Origin of the sequence: Streptococcus sp. HSISS2 (genome assembly GCF_000448665.1) — a bacterium.
GTDB lineage: Bacteria > Bacillota > Bacilli > Lactobacillales > Streptococcaceae > Streptococcus > Streptococcus raffinosi.
On sequence record NZ_CM002133.1, the window covers coordinates 2,014,983 to 2,033,462 of the forward strand.

An 18,480-nucleotide genomic window follows, 5' to 3' on the forward strand; every position below is an offset into this window, starting at 1 on the left:
GGTTCATCCAAACCTTGAGATGATTTCTTGATGACCTCTTTGACTTCGTCAGTATGATAAGCCTTGATAACTTTCTTGATAGCATCAGCCTTATCTGATTTTTCCCAACCTTTTTGGGCTACAAGTAGATTGTACCATTGCTTAGTATTTTTACTAGCAGGTTCTACGTAGATAGCTGTCTTAGGATCAATACCAGCCTCTGTAACGAAGTCATTATTAATAATGGCTGCATCAACAGAATCAAGGTTGGCAGCTGTCTGAGCAGCATCAACTTCTCTGATATTTAAATTCTTGCTATTTTCACTAACATCAGTCAACTTAGCCTTGTCATTTGCACCTACACTAAGCTTAATCAAGCCAGCAGACTGCAAGAGATTAAGGGCACGACTTTCATTAACGGCATCATTTGGAATGGCAATCGTAGCACCTTCTGGCAATTCTTTAATATCCTTATACTTGTTCTTACCACCCTCTGTTCCAGAATAGACACGGAAGGCTGTGAAATAAGTCTCAGCAATTGGTACCAAGTCAGTCTTATGATCCGCATTCCAGTTATCCAGGAAATTGTAGTGTTGGAAAGCATTAATATCAATGTCACCATTATTAAGGGCTACGTTTGGTTGAGAATAGTCCGTAAACTCGCTGAATTTAAGCGTAACTCCCTCTTTTTTCAAGATTTCTTCAACCTTATCCCAGCGTGCTTGTTCAGACTCACTCTTAGCCATGGTCCCTACTCGAACCACTGTCTTATCCTTAGCAGCATCCTTACCACAAGCTGCCAAAATACCTACAGAAGCAACAGCAATAGCTACAAAACCTAATAATCGTTTTATTTTCATCATTTTTCTCCTCTCAGATGAACCAATACCTTTAGTCTAACACGAATACAATCGCTTGACTAATTCATATTCTTAATTAGTTGATAGAGAGGGCTTATCAAAAAAAGAGTAAGAACTCAATCTTACTCTACAATTGTTGCTCCAAGAACATTTTTAAAATGCCCAATCGCAAAATCATGTGCTTCAGGCGTCAAGGATGCTGTTGCACTTGCTACAACCTCGATATCATAGCCCAAATTATAGGCATCAATGGCTGTATGCAGCACACAAATATCTGTTAAAACTCCTGTCAAAACGACTGTTGTCACACGACGTTCACGTAGACGAATATCCAAATCCGTTCCCGAAAAGGCTGAATAGTGTCGCTTATCCATCCAAAAGACACGACTATCATCCTTGATGGCGTCATACACTTCAGCTAACTTACCATAAAGTTCTCGTCCAGATGTCCCTGCAATATTGTGCGGTGGAAAGAGCTTGGTTTCAGGATGGAAGGTATCCCCTTCATCATGTCGGTCCATAGCGACAAAGATATAATCTCCATTATCATAGGCTTCCTGTGTCACCTGAGCAATGCGGTCTTCAATGGCCTGAGCTGGCTTTCCAGCCGTCAACTTCCCGTCATCCGCTACAAAGTCATAAGAGTAATCAATTGAAATCAATGCTTTTGTCATGTTACTTTCTCCTTTTTAAAAAAAGTGGGCAGTTACCACCTACCTCACTTTTATGTCAAAATTTTTCTTATTCGTATTCTTTCAATTTGTCGTAAATACCTTCGTTAAGAACTTTAAGGTAAGTCCCTTTCATACCAAGTGAACGGCTTTCAATAATACCAGCTGATTCCAACTTACGAAGGGCATTAACGATAACTGAACGGGTGATACCAATACGGTCAGCGATAACAGAAGCTGTCAAACGACCTTCCAAACCGTCCAACTCATTCAAGATAGCTGAAACCGCCTTGATTTCTGAGTAAGACAAGGTATTAATAGCCATGTTAATAGCTGTTTGTTTACGAATGGTTTCTTCCAAGTTTTCTGTTTGAAGGTTCAACAATTGCAAACCAACTACTGTAGAGGCAATCTCAACCAAGATAAGATCTTCATCCACAAAGTCATGATCATTACGCCAGATGATGAAAGATCCAAGACGCATACCACCACCATAAATAGGCGCAATAGTCGTCAAACCATCTGGAAAGTCATCCTTTGATTCCACTGGGAAAATAGTCAAGTCACTATCAATACCAATATTTTCTTGAGTGTCATAGACACGACTGATACCACGTGTGTATTCTTCTGGGAGTTGTTTGGCTTCAAAAAACTCTTCTACACGATCGTTATTGGTTTTGTATTTCATGGCATAACCAAGGAGGGCCCCACCACCATTAACGATAGCAGCGTTACAATCGATGATGTCTGCCAACTGAGCAGCCATGTTATTGTATGGAAGATCTCCTTCCAAGCTATCTACTGAGCGTTGCAAGATAGATGTAATTTTACGAGTTTTAGCCAGCAAATTTGCCATATTTATTGTCTTCACTTTCTATTTGTAATCTTAATAATCTCAGGTCCTGTACCAAACATATCCGTCAAGACCCACTAGCCCTATCATTATAGCACACTTAACCTATAAATTGCAAACAATTGTCTGAAAATTATTTATTATTCTACTATTCATTATATTAAGTCAATTATGTCTTTTTCAGCTAAAACGTTCGGATTTTAGGCGAAAACCTCTGCTTTTTAGGTATCAAGAAAACTGGACAAATCCTTTTGCCCAGTTGTTGACATATTAGCGCTTGTAATATGACAAGACACGTTCAATTTTATTTCCCAGATCAGCCAACTCTTCCACACGAGGAAGGTAAACGATACGGAAGTGGTCTGGTTCATTCCAGTTAAAGCCTTTACCCGGAACCAAGAGAACCTTCTCCTTCTTCAAGAGACGAAGGCAGAACTCTTCATCATCGTCAATATCATACATATTACGATCAATTTTAGGGAAGATATAAAGCCCTGCATCTGGCTTCACAGCTGTAAGCCCTGGAATAGCATTAACGGTATTAGTGATGAATTCACGTTGTTCATAGATGCGACCACCAGGAATCAAGAGCTCATCTACAGACTGGTAGCCCCCAAGTGAGGTTTGGATAACGTGTTGAGAAAGCACGTTGGCACAAAGACGCATGTTAGCCAGCATGTTAAGACCTTCAATATAGCCTTTGACATTTCTCTTTGGTCCAGAAAGAACCATCCATCCCACACGGAAACCACAGATACGGTGTGACTTAGAAAGACCGTTCATAGAGACACAGAAAACGTCTGGTGCAAGACTAGCAATAGCAGTGTGCTTCTTACCATCCATCACCAAGCGGTCATAAATTTCATCCGCAAAGATAATCAAATCATTTTGGCGTGCAATATCGACAATCTGTTCAAGAATATCTTTAGGGTAAAGAGCACCTGTCGGATTATTCGGATTAATGACGACAATTGCCTTTGTGTTTGAAGTAATCTTAGACTTGATGTCATCAATATCTGGATACCAGTTTGATTTTTCATCACAGACATAGTGCACAGCGTTACCGCCAGCTAGACTGACACAGGCTGTCCAAAGAGGATAGTCTGGCATTGGCACCAATACTTCGTCTCCATCATCAAGCAAGGCCTGCATAGACATAGAAATCATCTCTGAAACACCATTACCAATATAGATATCGTCAATATCCACATTTGGGAAGCCCTTAAGCTGGCAATACTGCATAATAGCCTTACGAGCTGAGAAAATCCCCTTACTATCTGAATACCCTTCACTGTTACGAACATTCATAATCAAGTCACGAATGACTTCATCTGGTGCTGTAAAGCCAAATTCCGCAGGATTTCCCGTATTAAGACGAAGAATCTTTTCACCGTTAGCAATCAAGCGGTTGGCCTCATCCAAAACCGGTCCACGAATATCATAGGCAACGTGTTCCAACTTTGATGATTTATCAAATGTTTTCATAAGTTAATCCTTTCAAAAAATACTAAAAGTAGATACATCTAGTAGAAAATAAAAAATTCAACACCTGATGGGGAACCCTACTTTTATTGACACCATCTAAGGCTTAACCCATGGCATCAGTTAAGAAGATTCATTCTCTTCTCAATTATCACGTTTCTTACGAAGCTAATAACAGATTGTATTATACCTCTTTTTCAAGTAATCTTCAATTTTGGACAATATCAAAATCCCTTCACTGCGTAAAAGGCTCTTTTTAGGTAAAGATTTAAAAAAAGATTTCAGAAAACATATAATAACGCTTTCACTTTTTAAATTAAAAGAGTATAATAGGGCTAAAGATAGGAGGTAGAGCTTATGTCTCAACAATATGAACGTATTATGGTAGCTATCGATGGTTCTTACGAATCCGAACTAGCCTTTATCAAAGGTGTGCATGTTGCAAAACGTAACGATGCACAGTTACTTTTAGTACACGTTATCGATACACGCGCCCTTCAAAGCGTTGCGACTTTCGACTCTTACATCTATGAAAAACTAGAAGACGAAGCTAAAGCTGTTTTGGCCGATTTTGAACGTCAAGCCAAGGAAGCTGGATTAACCAAGATTCGTAAAGTCATTGAGTTCGGTAATCCTAAGAGTCTTTTGGCTGTTGACATTCCTGAAAAGGAAAACGTTGACCTCATCATGGTTGGTGCAACTGGTCTTAATACTTTTGAACGCTTGCTTATCGGTTCATCTTCTGAATACATTCTCCGTCACGCAAAAGTTGACTTGCTCATTGTTCGTGACTCAGAAAAAACACTTTAGTCGCCTCTCACAAGCACCTACGGTGCTTTTTTTCATACGAAAAAGAACTGGGACCCTTTTGTCTCAGTTCTTTTGTTTATTCTATTTTTCAGACTTAGCCGATTTAGATACCTCTTCAGACTCTGAACTTGCTTGACTTTTTTCTTTTGACTCTTCACTAGCAGATTGGCTTGAAACACCTGCTTGCTCTAAAGCAAGGCTAGTTGAAAGGCTCGCATGCTCAGCTTCCTGACTAAGGCTAGCTTCAACAATCATCAATTCTTTTTGGCGCTCAGTCTCACGTTGGTATTCACGTTCTTCCAGTTCATCCTGACGTCGTCTTTCTTGCTCACGTCTTTGAGCTCTTTGACGCTCACGTTTAGCATGGCGTTTTTGCGTCTCATCAATCAAGACCTTTGTGTTGTCCTTAATACGCATCAACTTAACAAGACGAACCAAAAGTCTCCAAAGGAAGACAACAATGGACTCTGCAAAAAGTAGAATCTCTACTATAATGACTCCCAACAAACTCCAAGCCATGAAGAGTGTAATCAACAACTGCGTGAAAATCTTCTTCAAATCACCTAAGTGATTATTGTGGATATTAAGGGTCTCAAGGAAAAGATCCAAAATACCTTGCAAAAGATTAGACTTAACAGACTTATCTCCATCAAGACTCAAGTCTGTTTGGACTTCTGCCGGAGTAACCACGGTCAATTCGCCATCTTGGTAGACTTCTACACGGTCTCCCAAATTGATAGCAAAATCAAATAGGGCTTTATCTATTTTCTTTAAGCGCCCATCAGGATGACTAAGATAGACAAAATCATCATCAATTTTTAATATACGAAACATAATTTACCTGCTTTTTAGTACTTCATAAATAATAGCAAAGTTAAAAAGCTCTTGTCAAGAGCTTGTCGAATGGATACAAACAATTTTAAATACGTCATAGACTAAGAACTTCTGCAAAAAACGTGAAATAAGAACTTATTTCACAAGCAAAGTGAACATCGGTCTAGAATTTTTCTTATGATAAAAATGCTTAAAACAGTCTGTTTCAAGCACTCCATAATATTTAAAACCGTTAGGAAAACTGTTTTAGGCTGATCCTAAATCTCAAACAGTTATCATTTTAGTCCAAAGTTTTGACACCAACACGGTTCTTGTATTCTTGATAGGTTTCAGTATGCATGAGGGCCTTAGCATTTTTAACACGGTCCATAGTTGGTGGTTTGACCCCTTCCAAAGGATATGGAATACCCAGCTCACGCCACTTGAATTCGCCCATAGTATGATAAGGAAGAATCTCAAACTTATCAACATTTTTCAAGGTTTTAACAAATTCACCCAGCTTAATTAAGTGATCATCAAAGTCGGTCAATCCAGGTACCAAGACATGGCGAATCCAGACTGGCACTTGTTTATCAGACAGATATTTTGCAAAGGCCAAGATATTCGTATTAGGTTGGCGAGTTACAAATTTGTGTTGCTCTGGATTAATCTCTTTGATGTCAAGCAGAACCAAATCAGTCACAGCCAAGAGTTTGTCAACGACTTCATGATACTCAGGAGTATTACGGTAGGCAAAACCACAGGTATCAAGTGTACAGTGAATGCCTAACTTTTTAGCCTCTGTAAAGAGAGCCGTAACAAACTCAATCTGAAGCATGGCCTCACCACCGGATACAGTGATACCACCTTGCTCTCCCCAGAAATGACGGAAACGAAGAGCTTCTTCTAAGACATCCTCGACAGTACGCTCAACAGCCTTATTTGACTCCATAGCCCATGTATCTGGGTTATGGCAATATTGGCAACGCATCTTACAGCCTTGCATAAAAACAATAAAACGGATACCCGGACCATCTACGGATCCAAAACTTTCAGTCGAATGAACCAGTCCAGTCACCTGACTGTAATCAATTTCTGCCATGGCAGCCTCCTTGAAAACGCTTTTTACATAAACTCATTATACCTTTTTTACGAAAAACATGCTTCTTATCTGCCCGAATTAAAGCAAAGGTTATACTATAATACATCTCTAGTAAGGTGTAAACTATACTATACCAGAAAGAAAAATCGGAAATAAACCAGTCTTAGAACACAGACAAACGCATCTGAACATCCCATAAATAAGCATTTCTGTAAAGTCTTTAGTGTAAGCACAAAAAATATAAATTGAGACTCTCCGCTACGACAAAAACGCCTGAAACTAAAAAGTTTCAGGCGTTCATAATGTTGAGACTTAAAGCTTAAAAATGAGGCATGGAACTTCGAGAAAGTTCGCCTACGTCCATTATCACCTTAGGAAAATCTCAAAATAAGAGCTTATGTTAAATCTAAAACTAGAAGATATCCAGTCTTCTCTGATAGGTTAAGCACGTTTTTTGAAGCCCAAAAAGGCTGCTGCTGCAAGGAAGAAAGTCCCTGCGATTGTCAAGAAGGTTGCTGCTTCTTCACCGGTCTTAGGAAGGGTTACTTCTTTCCCTTTAGCATCTTTACCTGTCAATGTTCCATCAGTGTTAACCTTAAATCCTACCGCTTCAGGAGCAACGACACTTGTTGTACCATCAGTATTTGCAATAACAACTTGGCTATTTTGTGTAGAAACAATTGTTTGGCCAGCTGCTGTCACAACTGGAGCTGCAGGTGTAACAGTCACAACAGGTTGTCCATTGACATTCACTGAAGGAACCTCAGGTGTTTGAGGGTTCTCTTTTGTTTCAGTATTAGCCGCTGGTGCTGCTGTATCAGGCTTATCAGCTGGTTTTTCAGCAGGTTTATCTGACGACTCAGTTGTTGGAGCTGGTGTTGCTGGCGTTTCTGGAGTCGCTGGCGCTGTTGGCGTCGTAGGAGTTTCAGGCGTCGCTGGTACTTCAGGGACAGCAGGAGCAGTTGGCGTTGTCGCTCCTGTATTTGAATCATTACTGCGAGCCAAATCGCCATCACTTGGCGCTGTAGAAGAGCCTGTTGTTCCACGCTCTGCTGTTGGTTGCGTGATCAAAGCATCATTTGTAGCAATGCCATCATCCGCAAAAGAAGTTACTGGTACTAAAGCTCCTAGGGTAAGGAAAAGCAATCCACTATAAATAGATTTTTTAGAAGCCATTAAAATTCTCCTTTTTTCATTTGTCAGTTAATTTATATTTTACCATAAAAAAGGTATAAAAGACTATTTTAATCAAAATCTTATCATTTTATATTCTAAGCCTATCAAAAGAGCTAAATGTGTTTAAAATTCTTTAAACAAAAATGACAAGTCTGATAAAGACGTTTCTCCTCAAGTAAGTAAAAATGGCTTAATATCATGCTCTAAGGCAGTTTTTCATTTTATCATTTAGCTAAAGAAAATTTAAAATGAAGATAAGAAAAAAGCGTCCTCTCATAAAGAGATGGAACGCTCAATTATCATTTTCTGTTCTAATAGCTCTAGGGTTTTCTAATCAAAATACTCTTAATGCTATTCTTCTACTTCCTCTGGAGCTTCTGTGATGATGACTTTCAGCTTGGTTACTCGACCATCCTTAACCTTGTCATTGATGAATTCAAGGTGTTTATCTTTATTAATCACTTCATAGTGTTCTTTGACTTCTTGAGTAGGGATAGCTCCTACACCAGTCAAATAGTAACCTGCGATAGTGTCAACATCATCACTCTCAAGTTCAGTGTCAAAGTATTCGTTGAAGTCGTTAAGGGTCATAACTCCCTCAACAATATAGGTATTTTCTCCAATTTCACGAACTTCTACACTAGCTTTATCTGTTTCGTCATCAATCTCGCCGACGATTTCTTCCAACAAATCCTCGAAGGTCACTAGACCAGCCACACCGCCATATTCATCAAGCAAGATAGCCATTTGATTGTTGGTATTACGAAATGCCGTCAAAAGATCGTTAACAAAGATTGTTTCTGGAACAAAGAGGGGCTCGTTCATGATGCGACGAAGCTTAACATTCTCAAAACCGAGCTCATAACCTGCTTGAAGGAGGTTTTTGGTATGGATAACACCGATAATCTTATCCTTATCATCTTCGTAGACGGGGATACGAGAGAAGCTTTGCTTAAGAATGGCTTGGATATTTTCCTGAGTGTTGTCTTCAATATCAATCATGAAGGCATCTGTACGAGGAACCATAACTTCACGCGCCATCAATTCATCAAGAGAGAATACACCTTGAAGCATTTCGATTTCCTCAGCTTCAAGTGTTTCATCACTCTTGGTCAACATGTACTCAATCTCGTCACGTGTCATCTGCTCATCCGCATCATCAAAAGTCATAGGTGTCAAACGAGACAAAAGGTTGGTTGATGCCGAAAGAATCCATACAAAAGGACTGACAATCTTACCAGTTACGATAATGACAGGTGCTGAGTAGATGGCCAGATTCTCCTTAAGGTTCATGGCAATACGCTTAGGATAAAGCTCACCAAAAACGATAGAAATGTAGGTCAAGACTACCAAAGATACCACGCTACCAGCTGTTTTAGCCCATGCTACGTGACCAAACCAAGTTGCTATAACTGCCCCTAGTGAAGCAGAGAGACTGGCCCCTTGCAAAAGACTGATAAACGTAATACCAACCTGAATAGTTGATAAGAAGTTATTAGGATTTTCAAGAACCTTAAGTAGGCGAATAAATTTCTTATCACCCTCTTCTGCCTTTTGCTCGACACGAGAGCGATTGAGTGACACTAGGGCCATCTCAGACGCTGAGAAAAAGGCTGTAAGCAGGGTTAAAATGACTAGTAAAATAAATTGAAATAATAAGGACTGACCACTAGAGTCTTCCATTTTTTTCTTCTCCTCTAAAAAAATTCTGACTTTCATTATACCACAGTTTTCCAATAAAAGCCCTTATTTTATGCTATAATTAGAGTAATTTACCATCAAAGGAGAGACTTATGTCACTTATACGATTAGAAAATGTCAGTTTGACTCGCCAAGGAAAAACACTCTTGTCCAACTTAAACTGGACAGTGGAGAAAGGGCAAACCTGGGCCATTCTAGGTCTTAATGGTGCTGGAAAATCCACCCTCCTACGTCTTTTGACCGCTGATTTTTTCCCAAGTGAAGGTCAAGCTGAGATCCTTGGCTATAGCTTTGGTAATGGCGATATCACAGGCCTCCGCAAACAGATTGGTATTGTTAGTTCCTTTATCACCGAGCGTCTGCCCAAGCATATGACCGCTGAAAAGATCGTACTTACCGGTAAGTACAAGAGTTCAATCCTCTATAAGGCATACGGCGACAAAGAATTACAAGAAGCTAAGGACATGCTGATATCACTTGGAGCTGAGGAACTGATTGGCCGCCAATATCACGGCCTCTCTCAAGGGGAAAACAAATTTGTTTGATTGCTCGTAGCCTTATGGAAGACCCTGACATCATTATCCTAGACGAAGCGACTGTTGGCTTAGACCTCTTTGCTCGTGAAAAACTCTTGCGTCAGATTGATCGCATCACTTCACTTCCTCATGCTCCACTAGTCCTTTATGTCACCCACCATGCTGAGGAAATCACTGAAAATATGGACCACATCCTTCTGCTCCGCCAAGGAAAAATTGTGGCTCAAGGGGCTAAAAATGACATCATCACACCGGAAGTCTTGGCTGATTTCTACCAAAATCCTGTTCAAATTATTCCCATTGATGACCATCGTTTTTACATTAACCCACTTCTCTAAGAATTAATCACTATTTATGAACAACATCATAGAAACAAGTCCCTCAGACCATAGACTGGGGGACTTGTTCTTTTATCACCACTACTCTTTTATTTGAGATACGCCATACAAAATTAAGGCTGGAACGATGAGCTGTACTATAGACGACTTTTGTCAAAAGATTTCACCATGTGATAAAATCTTTTGACTTTTACCGATTCAGTCAAAACTGTCCTTTTTGACCGAATAGCTTCTAGAATGAACCACATAGACAAATAATATTGTCCGTAAGTTAACCTTTTGATAATTTAGTAGGTGTTAAAGCAAAATATCTTTCAGATATAGAAAACGAGGTAGAAACATGACTAAAGTAATAGGTATTGGATTAATCGGTACAGCAGTAACAGTTATCACTTACAGTATTCTCGGCTTCCCAAAATTGAGATGTCGCTTTGGCCACTCTTTCCAGTCGCTCTTTTTGCTTTCTTTGCAATAGAAAATCTTATCAAAAAAGATTATAAATCTAGCCTCATGAGTACTTTGATTGGTTTAATGATTGCTAATGCAATCTATGGCGTGCTCCCTATATCAAATAGCATCCTGATTGTTGCAGGAATTTTAACATGCCTTGGTCTAGGCTTTCTTTTTCCAAATCACGGTAATGAAAAAGAGAAACATTAAAAAGAAGTCAAGAAAAATCTTGGCTTCTTCACTTAAACTCGCCCTCGGGCTAGATTAATCATATCATAGGTCAAGGTATTGCTGGTCTCTTTGAGAGAATAATCCTCCAAAGTATTGACCTCCTTACGAAGCTGTTTGGCGTAGCGGCTAGAGATTAACTCATCTTGTTCATATTCGTTGATTACTTTACGTTCCAAATAGTAGCCTCGCAACATCTCGTCGATATTGTCAGGACTAAGGTGGGTAATAACCCGTTCAACAAAGGCTCCTGACTGGATAATCTCAGCCTCTTGTAAACGGCCACGCTTTAGATAAGACAAGAGGTCGGAGTGATAGACACCTTCCAGATTACTCAGGGCTTCCAATACTTGCTCAGTATTTGTCAAATAAAGCTCCGCCATGTGATCACGATTTTCCTCTGTTAAACGAGGAGCTCGTAACGTCTCCTCCTTGCCAAGATGAAATTTAAAGGTAAAGGCAAGGTGTAGGAGCCTACGTAGGCCTCGTACAAAGACAACGAAGGCATAGGAAAGGCTGGAGACGAAGCCACGGTTAATACGACGCTCCAATCCCTTGATATAACGCTGATAGAGATTGTATTCAAGTTCTGAAAGTTGCCCCTTCTTGTAGGCATACTCTAACCCTTCACTCTCGATTTCCATAATCATGACACGGATATTGGCCAGCTCTTCTTTGACATCATTGGACTCTTGCTCCAAGATGAGGTTTTCCAGACGTTGATTATAATTGTCAATGGTAGCGTAAACAGCACCCTGATGCTTAGACTGCTTCAGGTCCTTTCCAAGTTCCCCAACGACATCATTCAAAATAGCAATCTGCATATAGTGGTTGGTTGTATGGGCTGCCCCCGTTGCCAATTTTGGTAGGACTAAAATGCCTGTTAAAAAGCTTAAGAGGGTGACACCCGCCACTGTAAAGAGGAGAAGGCTATGTTCTAAAGTCGTCATATTGGCAAGAGGAAGCAAGAGAATCGTCGCAATGGACACTGTTCCCTTAACCCCAGAGAAGGTCAGAAGAGTGGCACTCTTCCAAATTCTTTTTAGGGGTCTTTTGTTTTTCCAGGCTCTTTGGGCAAATACCGCACTAATCATGACAAATCGAATGGCAAACATGGTCGCTGTCAAAAGCACGATTGCTAGCAGCAACCAGAGATTATCGTAGGTGCTACTTTGCAGAACGGGCATGGCCAAGGTTGGTAATTCCGTCCCCAAAAGGAAGAAGACCATACCATTTAGCATAAAGGTAATGGTTCCCCAAATGGTATGCGAAATACTATCCAATTTGGCATCAAAAACCGTAATTTTTTTGAAACGGCTGGCTAGAGAAATACCAGCCACTACTACGGCAATAATGCCCGAGACATGAATCTCCTCCGCAACAAAGTAAGAGGCAATAGGGAGCACAAGTTCTAGTAGGAGTGCCCCAGTGACATCTGCTGCATCCATATTGTCCAGGATAGTCAAGAAGAGCCGATTAAGGAGGGCCGTGATTAGGCCGACCAGAAAGCCCCCCATAACGGAAAGGAACAAATTCCAACTAGCATCAAGGAGCGAAAAGGCTCCCGTTGTCAAGGCAGTCACCGCTACTTGAAAAGCGACCAGACCTGAAGCATCGTTCAAAAGCCCTTCACCCTGCAAAATATAACCTATCCACTTTGGAAAACTGAAGCGTTTGGCAATAGCTGAATAGGCCACAAAATCAGTCGGTCCAAGGGCCGCCCCGATAGCTAGACAGGCAGATAGAGGCACTGATACAGGCAGGATGGACTTAGCCAGATAACCGATTCCCAATGTCGATACGAAGATGACTGGAAAAATCAGAAATAGAATCAATTTCCAGTTACGTAGTATGCTGGTAATATCACTCTCTTCCCCCTCTCGGAAAAGCAAGGGAGCGATGATAAAAGCTAGAAAGAGTTCTGTTTCAAGCTCAAAAACACGACCTTTGAAAAGTAAACCAATGCCCACTCCAAAAATAATTTGAATCAAGGGCAGAGAAAGTCGTGGAAAGATACGGTTGATAACGTTCGATAAGATCAAGCTAAAAAGAAGAACCAGTAAAGCCGATGATAGATGCATAGCTCCTCCTAATCTTCTTTATGGCAACAGTTTGAAAATAATTCTTTTTGCTTACTGATTTTTTTATCAATAGCCGTCACATCTTCCTTGGCCAAAAGTTTATGGCAACGTTCGACCTCAAGACTAGCCAGCTTTTTCTTAATTTTTGCCGTTTTACGGTTTTCGACTTTTTTCAAGGTGTCCTCGGCACTTTGCTTATCGATATATTTGGCCTGCATCTCCGCCAATTTTTCTTTAATGTCTGTAATCATTGTAATTTCTCCAGCATCACCAAAAATGGTGGTGTGTTAATTTGATTGAGGGGTTGGTAAAGCATGGCTGTGAAAACACGTTGGTCCAAACCAATGACATACTCAAGAACAGCGTCCTTTTCCATATCACCACCATCATGACCGTAGTAAATCATAATCGCCAAGCGACCACCAACTTCTAAGCGGTCAAGAATTTTCTCAATAGCTTCAAGAGTCGTGTGGGGCTTGGTGATGACAGTCTTGTCTGCAGATGGCAGATAGCCCAGATTGAAAATAGCTGCTCGAATAGTTTCCGTGACATATCGGTCCAGATTTTCATGCCCATCTAAAATGAGTTCTGCATTGTCAATTTTCAAATCTGACAAGCGTTGACTGGTCTTTTCAAGCGCCTGCTCCTGCACGTCAAAGGCATAGACCTTCTTGGCAAGACCAGCTAAAAAGGCGGTATCATTGCCATTTCCCATAGTCGCATCAACAGCGATACTCCCATCATCTAGCACTTGAGCTAGAAAATCATGAGACATCTGAATCGGACGTTTCATCATGCTTCTTTCTCCTTTTCCTTAGCTACTTTACAGCCTTGCCATGAGCCACGACGTTCCATCTCCTTGTCAATGGCATTAAGAACTTCCCACTTGTTGAGACTCCACATAGGACCAATCAGCATGTCTCGGGGCGCATCACCAGTGATTCGGTGAATGACGATATCCTTAGGAATGATTTCCAACTGGTCACAGATGATGGACACATATTCTTCCTGACTCAGCAATTTCAGACGCCCCTCGTGGTAGTCTCTTTGCATACGGGTATTGGTCATCAGGTGGAGGAGGTGGAGTTTAATCCCCTGAATGTCATTATCCGTCACACAACGGCGAACATTTTCCACCATCATCTCGTGGGTTTCTCCTGGCAAACCATTAATCAAATGCGATACAATCTCAGCCTTGGGCGCACGCTCACGCACACGCTTAACCGTCTCTACATAGAGATCATAGCTGTGTGCTCGGTTAATGAGCTCTGACGTTTCTTCATAAGTGGTCTGCAGTCCAAGTTCAACGGTCACGTACATACGTTCTGTGAGTTCGGCCAGATAATCAATCACATCGTCAGGCAAACAGTCTGGGCGGGTACCGATATTGATGCCAACAACACCAGGCTCATTGATAGCCTGTTCGTAGCGATCCTTGATAACCTCAAGCGGCGCGTGGGTATTGGTAAAGTTTTGAAAATAAACCAGATATTTCTGAACTTCTGGCCACTTGCGATGCATGAAGTCAATTTCATGGTAAAACTGCTCACGAATCGGTGCCTCAGGAGCTACAATGGCATCCCCAGATCCCGAAACCGTACAAAAGGTACAGCCACCGTGAGCCACCGTACCATCACGGTTGGGGCAATCAAAGCCCGCATCTATTGGTAGTTTGAAAATCTTTTCGCCAAAAAGCTCACGATAGTAATCATTAACTGTTCTATAACGTTTTTTCATAAGGACTATTATAACACTTTGACCTAAAAAAGAGGGTAAGACAGAGACAAGAATCAAGGATTTCTGCCTGTCCTACTCTCTCTTCTTATTTCGTCTTTTTCAAATAATCAATGGCTTCTTGAGCTGTTTTTACAGGAACGATTTTCATCTTGGTTCCCAGTTTCTCGGCAGCTTCCTTAGCCTCTTGATAGTTGGTTTTGGCATCCGGATCAGCCTTTTTCATTTCCTTGGTTACTGGGTTGTTTGGCACGAAGAAAATGTCTGCACCGCTATCGGCCGCTGATTTCACCTTAAGGTAGGCACCACCAATGTCACCGACAGAACCATCCTTTTCAATGGTTCCCGTTCCAGCAATCTTACGACCATCCTTGAGATTTTGACCAGAAACCTGGTCGTAAATAGCCAAGGTAAACATAAGACCCGCACTTGGTCCACCGACACCATCAAGTTTAAACTTCACATTCTCAGAACTCTTGACCTCAGTATGGTCCGTCAAGCCGATACCAATACCATTCTTACCATTGGCGATCTTGATAATCTTACCTGTGGCCGACTTTGATTTGTCATCTGTCGTATAAGTGACCTTAACCTTTGAACCCAACTTAAGTCCCTGAACGTATTTAATCAAATCAGCCGAATTATTAAAGGTCTTGTCATTGACAGCCGTCACCGTATCCGCAATATTAAGAACGCCCTTGAAGCTGGAATCATCATTGACCTGAAGCACATAGACACCCATATAGTCCAAGCTCGCCTTTTTACCAGCCAGCGTCAAGCCTTGATAAATGGCTTGGTTTTGGGAAGTCTCCATGTAAAATTGGTTGATACGCATGTAATCTTCATCAGAGTAATTACCCGTTGCCTCTTCAGCCGTTTGAAGCTTAGCGAAATTATTGAGCTGAGCATAGAGCATGAGGGCCAAGGTCGCCTTGGTTTGGGCCACCGCCACAAAATTGTAGGAACCTTTTGAATCATCGGCTTTCTTATCCACAGTCAAGACTTCCTTGGTATCAAAAGCACCACCCGGAAGCTCTACATAGTAATTATTGAGCGGGAAAAAGAGGGCAAAAAGGAGGAAAAGTACTGTAAAAATACCTAAGAGCCACCACTTAATCCGCCACATTTTCCCTAATAGCGATTTAGATTTTGTCTTGTTTGCCACGCTTGGCCTCCACTTCCTTAACAACTGCTTGAGGAACATAAGAACTAATGTCCCCCTCAAAATAAATCAACTCACGCACACGACTTGAGGAGACTGGTGTCACCTCATGACTAGCAATCAAATAAACCGTTTCAAGCTCAGGCGCCAGCCCCTTATTGAAATAGTCCATATTGGCCTCATAGTCAAAATCTGTCGCATTACGAAGGCCTCGAACCAAATAGGTCACGCCAAGGTCTCTGGCAACATCTACAGCCAGACTATCGTGAGCCGTTATGACCTTGACATTGGGAAAATCTGCCACAACCTCATCCAAGATACGCTTGCGAGTCGCAACATCCCAGAAGCCCTGCTTGTTTTTATTATAAAAAAGGCCAATATAAAGCTCGTCAAAGAGCTTGCTGGCTCTGGCAATGATATCCATATGCCCATTGGTAATCGGATCAAAAGACCCCGTAAACATAGCAATTTGGGTCATCGCATTTCCTTTCTACACCCGCTACAGGTACCTAGCGCACGTAAACCGTCACCTTACTGATACCATAGGTTTTCTGCTTCCAAATCCCAAAGTTTGAAATTTCTTCAGGCAGGTCTACAGCCTTATCTGTCTCGCAAACCAACATCACTTCTTTAGCCAAGAGCCCTTGATCCTCTAACTGAGTAATATTAGCCACAATCTGCTCTTTGGCATAAGGCGGATCTAAAAGCACCAAGTCAAACTGACCTGTCAATTGGGTCAGTGCACGCGCCGCATCCATCTTCAAAAGCTGAAACTGTTTCTCACTCTTGGTCATCTTAATATTTTGCTGAATAATAGCTTGTGCCCGACGGTCTTTTTCCACGAGAACAGCAGACGACATGCCACGACTAATAGCCTCAATGGCCAGACTACCACTCCCAGAAAAAAGATCCAAAACACGCCCTCCATCAAAGAAAGGACCAATCATATTGAAAATGGCACCCTTGACCTTGTCCGTTGTTGGACGAGTCGTTTTGCCTTCTAACGTTTTAAGCGGACGCCCGCCAAAATCACCTGCTACAACACGCAAGTTGGTCACCTCATTTTTACTGATTTTAGTAAGACTTTTCTATTATACCAAAAAACCACACATAGATGTTGCTTCAAAGGATGCTAGACAAGCTGAAAACCATCAAGCAAACACAAAAAACTCGAGAGCCTCCCGAGTTTTCATTTATTTTACTTATCAGCAAGTGCAGTCACGTAGTTGTAAGCTTCGATACCAGCTGTGGCACCATCCCCTACGGCTGTTGTGATTTGGCGAAGGTCTTTCTGGCGGACATCCCCAATGGCAAAGATACCAGGAATACTTGTCGCCATCTTATCATCTGTAATAACCCAACCAGCTTGGTCAGTGATACCCAGACCTGTCACGTAATCTGAAACCGGATCAAGTCCGACATAAACAAAGACACCACCAAATTCGTGATTAGTCACTTCACCAGTTTTGACATTCTTGATATCAACACTGCGAACCTTGATGTCATCACCCTTGATTTCTTCAACGACAGAATCCCAGATAAACTTGACCTTTTCATTGGCGAAGGCACGGTCTTGAAGGACCTTTTGGGCACGCAACTCGTCACGACGGTGAACAATGGTTACGCTATTGGCAAAGCGTGTCAAATAAATTCCTTCTTCAACGGCAGAGTCACCACCACCAACGACCAAGAGGTCTTGATTACGGAAGAAAGCCCCATCACATACCGCACAGTAAGAAACCCCACGGCTGTTGTACTCTTCTTCACCAGCAACACCGATGTGGCGGTGCTTGGCCCCCGTCGCAATGATAACTGTCTTGGTTTGGTACTCCTCGTCACCAGTTTTGACGACTTTATAGTCACCCTTGTCCTCGATACCAGACACAATACCGTAAAGATTTTCAACGCCCAATTTTTCCAAAGGTTCGAACATCTTCATAGACAATTCTGGACCAGAGATATTTTCAAAGCCAGGGTAATTTTCAATCTCAGACGTGTTATTCATCTGTCCGCCAGGAGCACCTTGCTCCAAAGTTGCCACTTTAAGGTTGGCACGGGCTGCATATAGCGCTGCTGTCATCCCTGCAGGACCAGCTCCAATAATAATCGTATCGTACATGAGTCACTCCTTTTACGCATTTCTTGTAGAGATATCTTACACCTAATAGGCCATCAAAGCTAGTATTATGCATTCAGCACGATGAGGATTGCCATAAAAGCAAAAGCCAAGACAGGAATCGAAACCATCGACATCATGATAGCATCATAGAGGGCACCTTGACGCTCCTTAACCGTCTTGTCAGCACGACGTAGGGCACGCCATCCAAGCCAAAAGGCACCAATCACCAAGCACATAAAGAAAGCAATCACAAGGCCCAAAAGGTAAAATTTAAAAATATTTAATAACATAAATCATCCTAAAGTGAGAAATAGAAAAGGCTGAGACAACATTCTCCAACCTCTGAATCCGATTAGTAATAACTGCCGAAGGCAGTATCTGATTG

The 18,480-nt window shown here is 41.5% G+C and carries 18 protein-coding genes and 2 pseudogenes; 3 read left to right on the plus strand and 17 right to left on the minus strand.

All coding sequences use genetic code 11. The features are described from left to right. The 4 genes from HSISS2_RS08720 to HSISS2_RS08735 form a co-directional block, all read right to left on the minus strand. Nucleotides 1-839, minus strand: an 839-nt coding sequence (locus HSISS2_RS08720) for a MetQ/NlpA family ABC transporter substrate-binding protein (RefSeq protein WP_042767269.1), incomplete at its 3' end; no start/stop codon positions are given. Between the two features lie 122 nt (nucleotides 840-961). Beyond that, entirely contained in the window at nucleotides 962-1,513 is a 552-nt protein-coding gene (locus tag HSISS2_RS08725; RefSeq protein WP_002887401.1) for a cysteine hydrolase family protein, read from the minus strand. A gap of 67 nt (nucleotides 1,514-1,580) precedes the next feature. After that, on the minus strand, nucleotides 1,581-2,366 hold the full coding sequence (gene codY, locus HSISS2_RS08730) for a GTP-sensing pleiotropic transcriptional regulator CodY (protein ID WP_002887402.1): 786 nt from the start codon (nucleotides 2,364-2,366) through the stop codon (nucleotides 1,581-1,583). A gap of 267 nt (nucleotides 2,367-2,633) precedes the next feature. Beyond that, on the minus strand, nucleotides 2,634-3,848 hold the full coding sequence (locus HSISS2_RS08735; RefSeq protein WP_008535427.1) for a pyridoxal phosphate-dependent aminotransferase: 1,215 nt from the start codon (nucleotides 3,846-3,848) through the stop codon (nucleotides 2,634-2,636). A gap of 354 nt (nucleotides 3,849-4,202) precedes the next feature. Here HSISS2_RS08735 and HSISS2_RS08740 point away from each other — a divergent pair, with 354 nt between their 5' ends. Beyond that, entirely contained in the window at nucleotides 4,203-4,655 is a 453-nt protein-coding gene (locus HSISS2_RS08740; protein ID WP_002887404.1) for a universal stress protein, read from the plus strand. A gap of 81 nt (nucleotides 4,656-4,736) precedes the next feature. Here the strand turns inward: HSISS2_RS08740 and HSISS2_RS08745 are convergent, their stop codons facing one another. The 4 genes from HSISS2_RS08745 to HSISS2_RS08760 form a co-directional block, all read right to left on the minus strand. Continuing rightward, nucleotides 4,737-5,489 carry a hypothetical protein gene (locus tag HSISS2_RS08745; RefSeq protein WP_021146381.1) on the minus strand — a complete coding sequence of 251 codons (753 nt, stop codon included), beginning with the start codon at nucleotides 5,487-5,489 and terminating at the stop codon, nucleotides 4,737-4,739. Between the two features lie 280 nt (nucleotides 5,490-5,769). Next, a complete protein-coding gene (gene pflA, locus HSISS2_RS08750; RefSeq protein ID WP_021146382.1) occupies nucleotides 5,770-6,570 on the minus strand; it encodes a pyruvate formate-lyase-activating protein in 801 nt (266 codons plus the stop codon). Between the two features lie 441 nt (nucleotides 6,571-7,011). Then, complete coding sequence (locus tag HSISS2_RS08755; protein ID WP_021146383.1) at nucleotides 7,012-7,746, minus strand: LPXTG cell wall anchor domain-containing protein; 735 nt, start codon at nucleotides 7,744-7,746, stop codon at nucleotides 7,012-7,014. A 351-nt stretch (nucleotides 7,747-8,097) separates the two neighbouring features. After that, complete coding sequence (locus HSISS2_RS08760; protein WP_021146384.1) at nucleotides 8,098-9,429, minus strand: hemolysin family protein; 1,332 nt, start codon at nucleotides 9,427-9,429, stop codon at nucleotides 8,098-8,100. Nucleotides 9,430-9,539: 110 nt separating this feature from the next. Between HSISS2_RS08760 and HSISS2_RS08765 the strand changes: the two are divergent. Both HSISS2_RS08765 and HSISS2_RS08770 read left to right on the plus strand, forming a co-directional pair. Continuing rightward, nucleotides 9,540-10,321 (plus strand): annotated as a pseudogene (locus HSISS2_RS08765) (ABC transporter ATP-binding protein). Between the two features lie 340 nt (nucleotides 10,322-10,661). After that, nucleotides 10,662-10,981, plus strand: a pseudogene (locus HSISS2_RS08770) (hypothetical protein). A 32-nt stretch (nucleotides 10,982-11,013) separates the two neighbouring features. On the opposite strand, the gene HSISS2_RS08775 reads toward HSISS2_RS08770, so the two are convergent. From HSISS2_RS08775 to HSISS2_RS08815, 9 genes are all read right to left on the minus strand, one after another. Continuing rightward, nucleotides 11,014-13,080, minus strand: coding sequence for a sodium:proton antiporter (locus tag HSISS2_RS08775; RefSeq protein ID WP_021146389.1), 2,067 nt, complete (start codon nucleotides 13,078-13,080; stop codon nucleotides 11,014-11,016). A gap of 8 nt (nucleotides 13,081-13,088) precedes the next feature. Further along, the gene (locus HSISS2_RS08780) at nucleotides 13,089-13,331 is read right to left on the minus strand and encodes a hypothetical protein (RefSeq protein ID WP_021146390.1); all 243 of its coding nucleotides are present in this window, start codon (nucleotides 13,329-13,331) and stop codon (nucleotides 13,089-13,091) included. Beyond that, nucleotides 13,328-13,876, minus strand: coding sequence for a class I SAM-dependent methyltransferase (locus HSISS2_RS08785; protein ID WP_021146391.1), 549 nt, complete (start codon nucleotides 13,874-13,876; stop codon nucleotides 13,328-13,330). The genes HSISS2_RS08780 and HSISS2_RS08785 overlap by 4 nt, the downstream gene beginning before the upstream one ends. Next, on the minus strand, nucleotides 13,873-14,817 hold the full coding sequence (locus HSISS2_RS08790; RefSeq protein ID WP_021152496.1) for a TIGR01212 family radical SAM protein: 945 nt from the start codon (nucleotides 14,815-14,817) through the stop codon (nucleotides 13,873-13,875). Before HSISS2_RS08790 ends, HSISS2_RS08785 begins: the two co-directional genes overlap by 4 nt. A gap of 85 nt (nucleotides 14,818-14,902) precedes the next feature. After that, the gene (locus HSISS2_RS08795; RefSeq protein WP_051176080.1) at nucleotides 14,903-15,940 is read right to left on the minus strand and encodes a SepM family pheromone-processing serine protease; all 1,038 of its coding nucleotides are present in this window, start codon (nucleotides 15,938-15,940) and stop codon (nucleotides 14,903-14,905) included. A 16-nt stretch (nucleotides 15,941-15,956) separates the two neighbouring features. Then, nucleotides 15,957-16,454 (minus strand): pantetheine-phosphate adenylyltransferase, encoded by a 498-nt coding sequence (gene coaD / locus HSISS2_RS08800; RefSeq protein WP_021146394.1) that lies wholly within the window; start codon nucleotides 16,452-16,454, stop codon nucleotides 15,957-15,959. Between the two features lie 31 nt (nucleotides 16,455-16,485). Continuing rightward, on the minus strand, nucleotides 16,486-17,025 hold the full coding sequence (gene rsmD / locus HSISS2_RS08805) for a 16S rRNA (guanine(966)-N(2))-methyltransferase RsmD (RefSeq protein ID WP_021146395.1): 540 nt from the start codon (nucleotides 17,023-17,025) through the stop codon (nucleotides 16,486-16,488). A 149-nt stretch (nucleotides 17,026-17,174) separates the two neighbouring features. Continuing rightward, a complete protein-coding gene (gene trxB, locus HSISS2_RS08810) occupies nucleotides 17,175-18,095 on the minus strand; it encodes a thioredoxin-disulfide reductase (protein WP_021146396.1) in 921 nt (306 codons plus the stop codon). Between the two features lie 65 nt (nucleotides 18,096-18,160). After that, on the minus strand, nucleotides 18,161-18,385 hold the full coding sequence (locus tag HSISS2_RS08815; protein ID WP_002888207.1) for a DUF4059 family protein: 225 nt from the start codon (nucleotides 18,383-18,385) through the stop codon (nucleotides 18,161-18,163). Nucleotides 18,386-18,480: the final 95 nt, after the last annotated feature.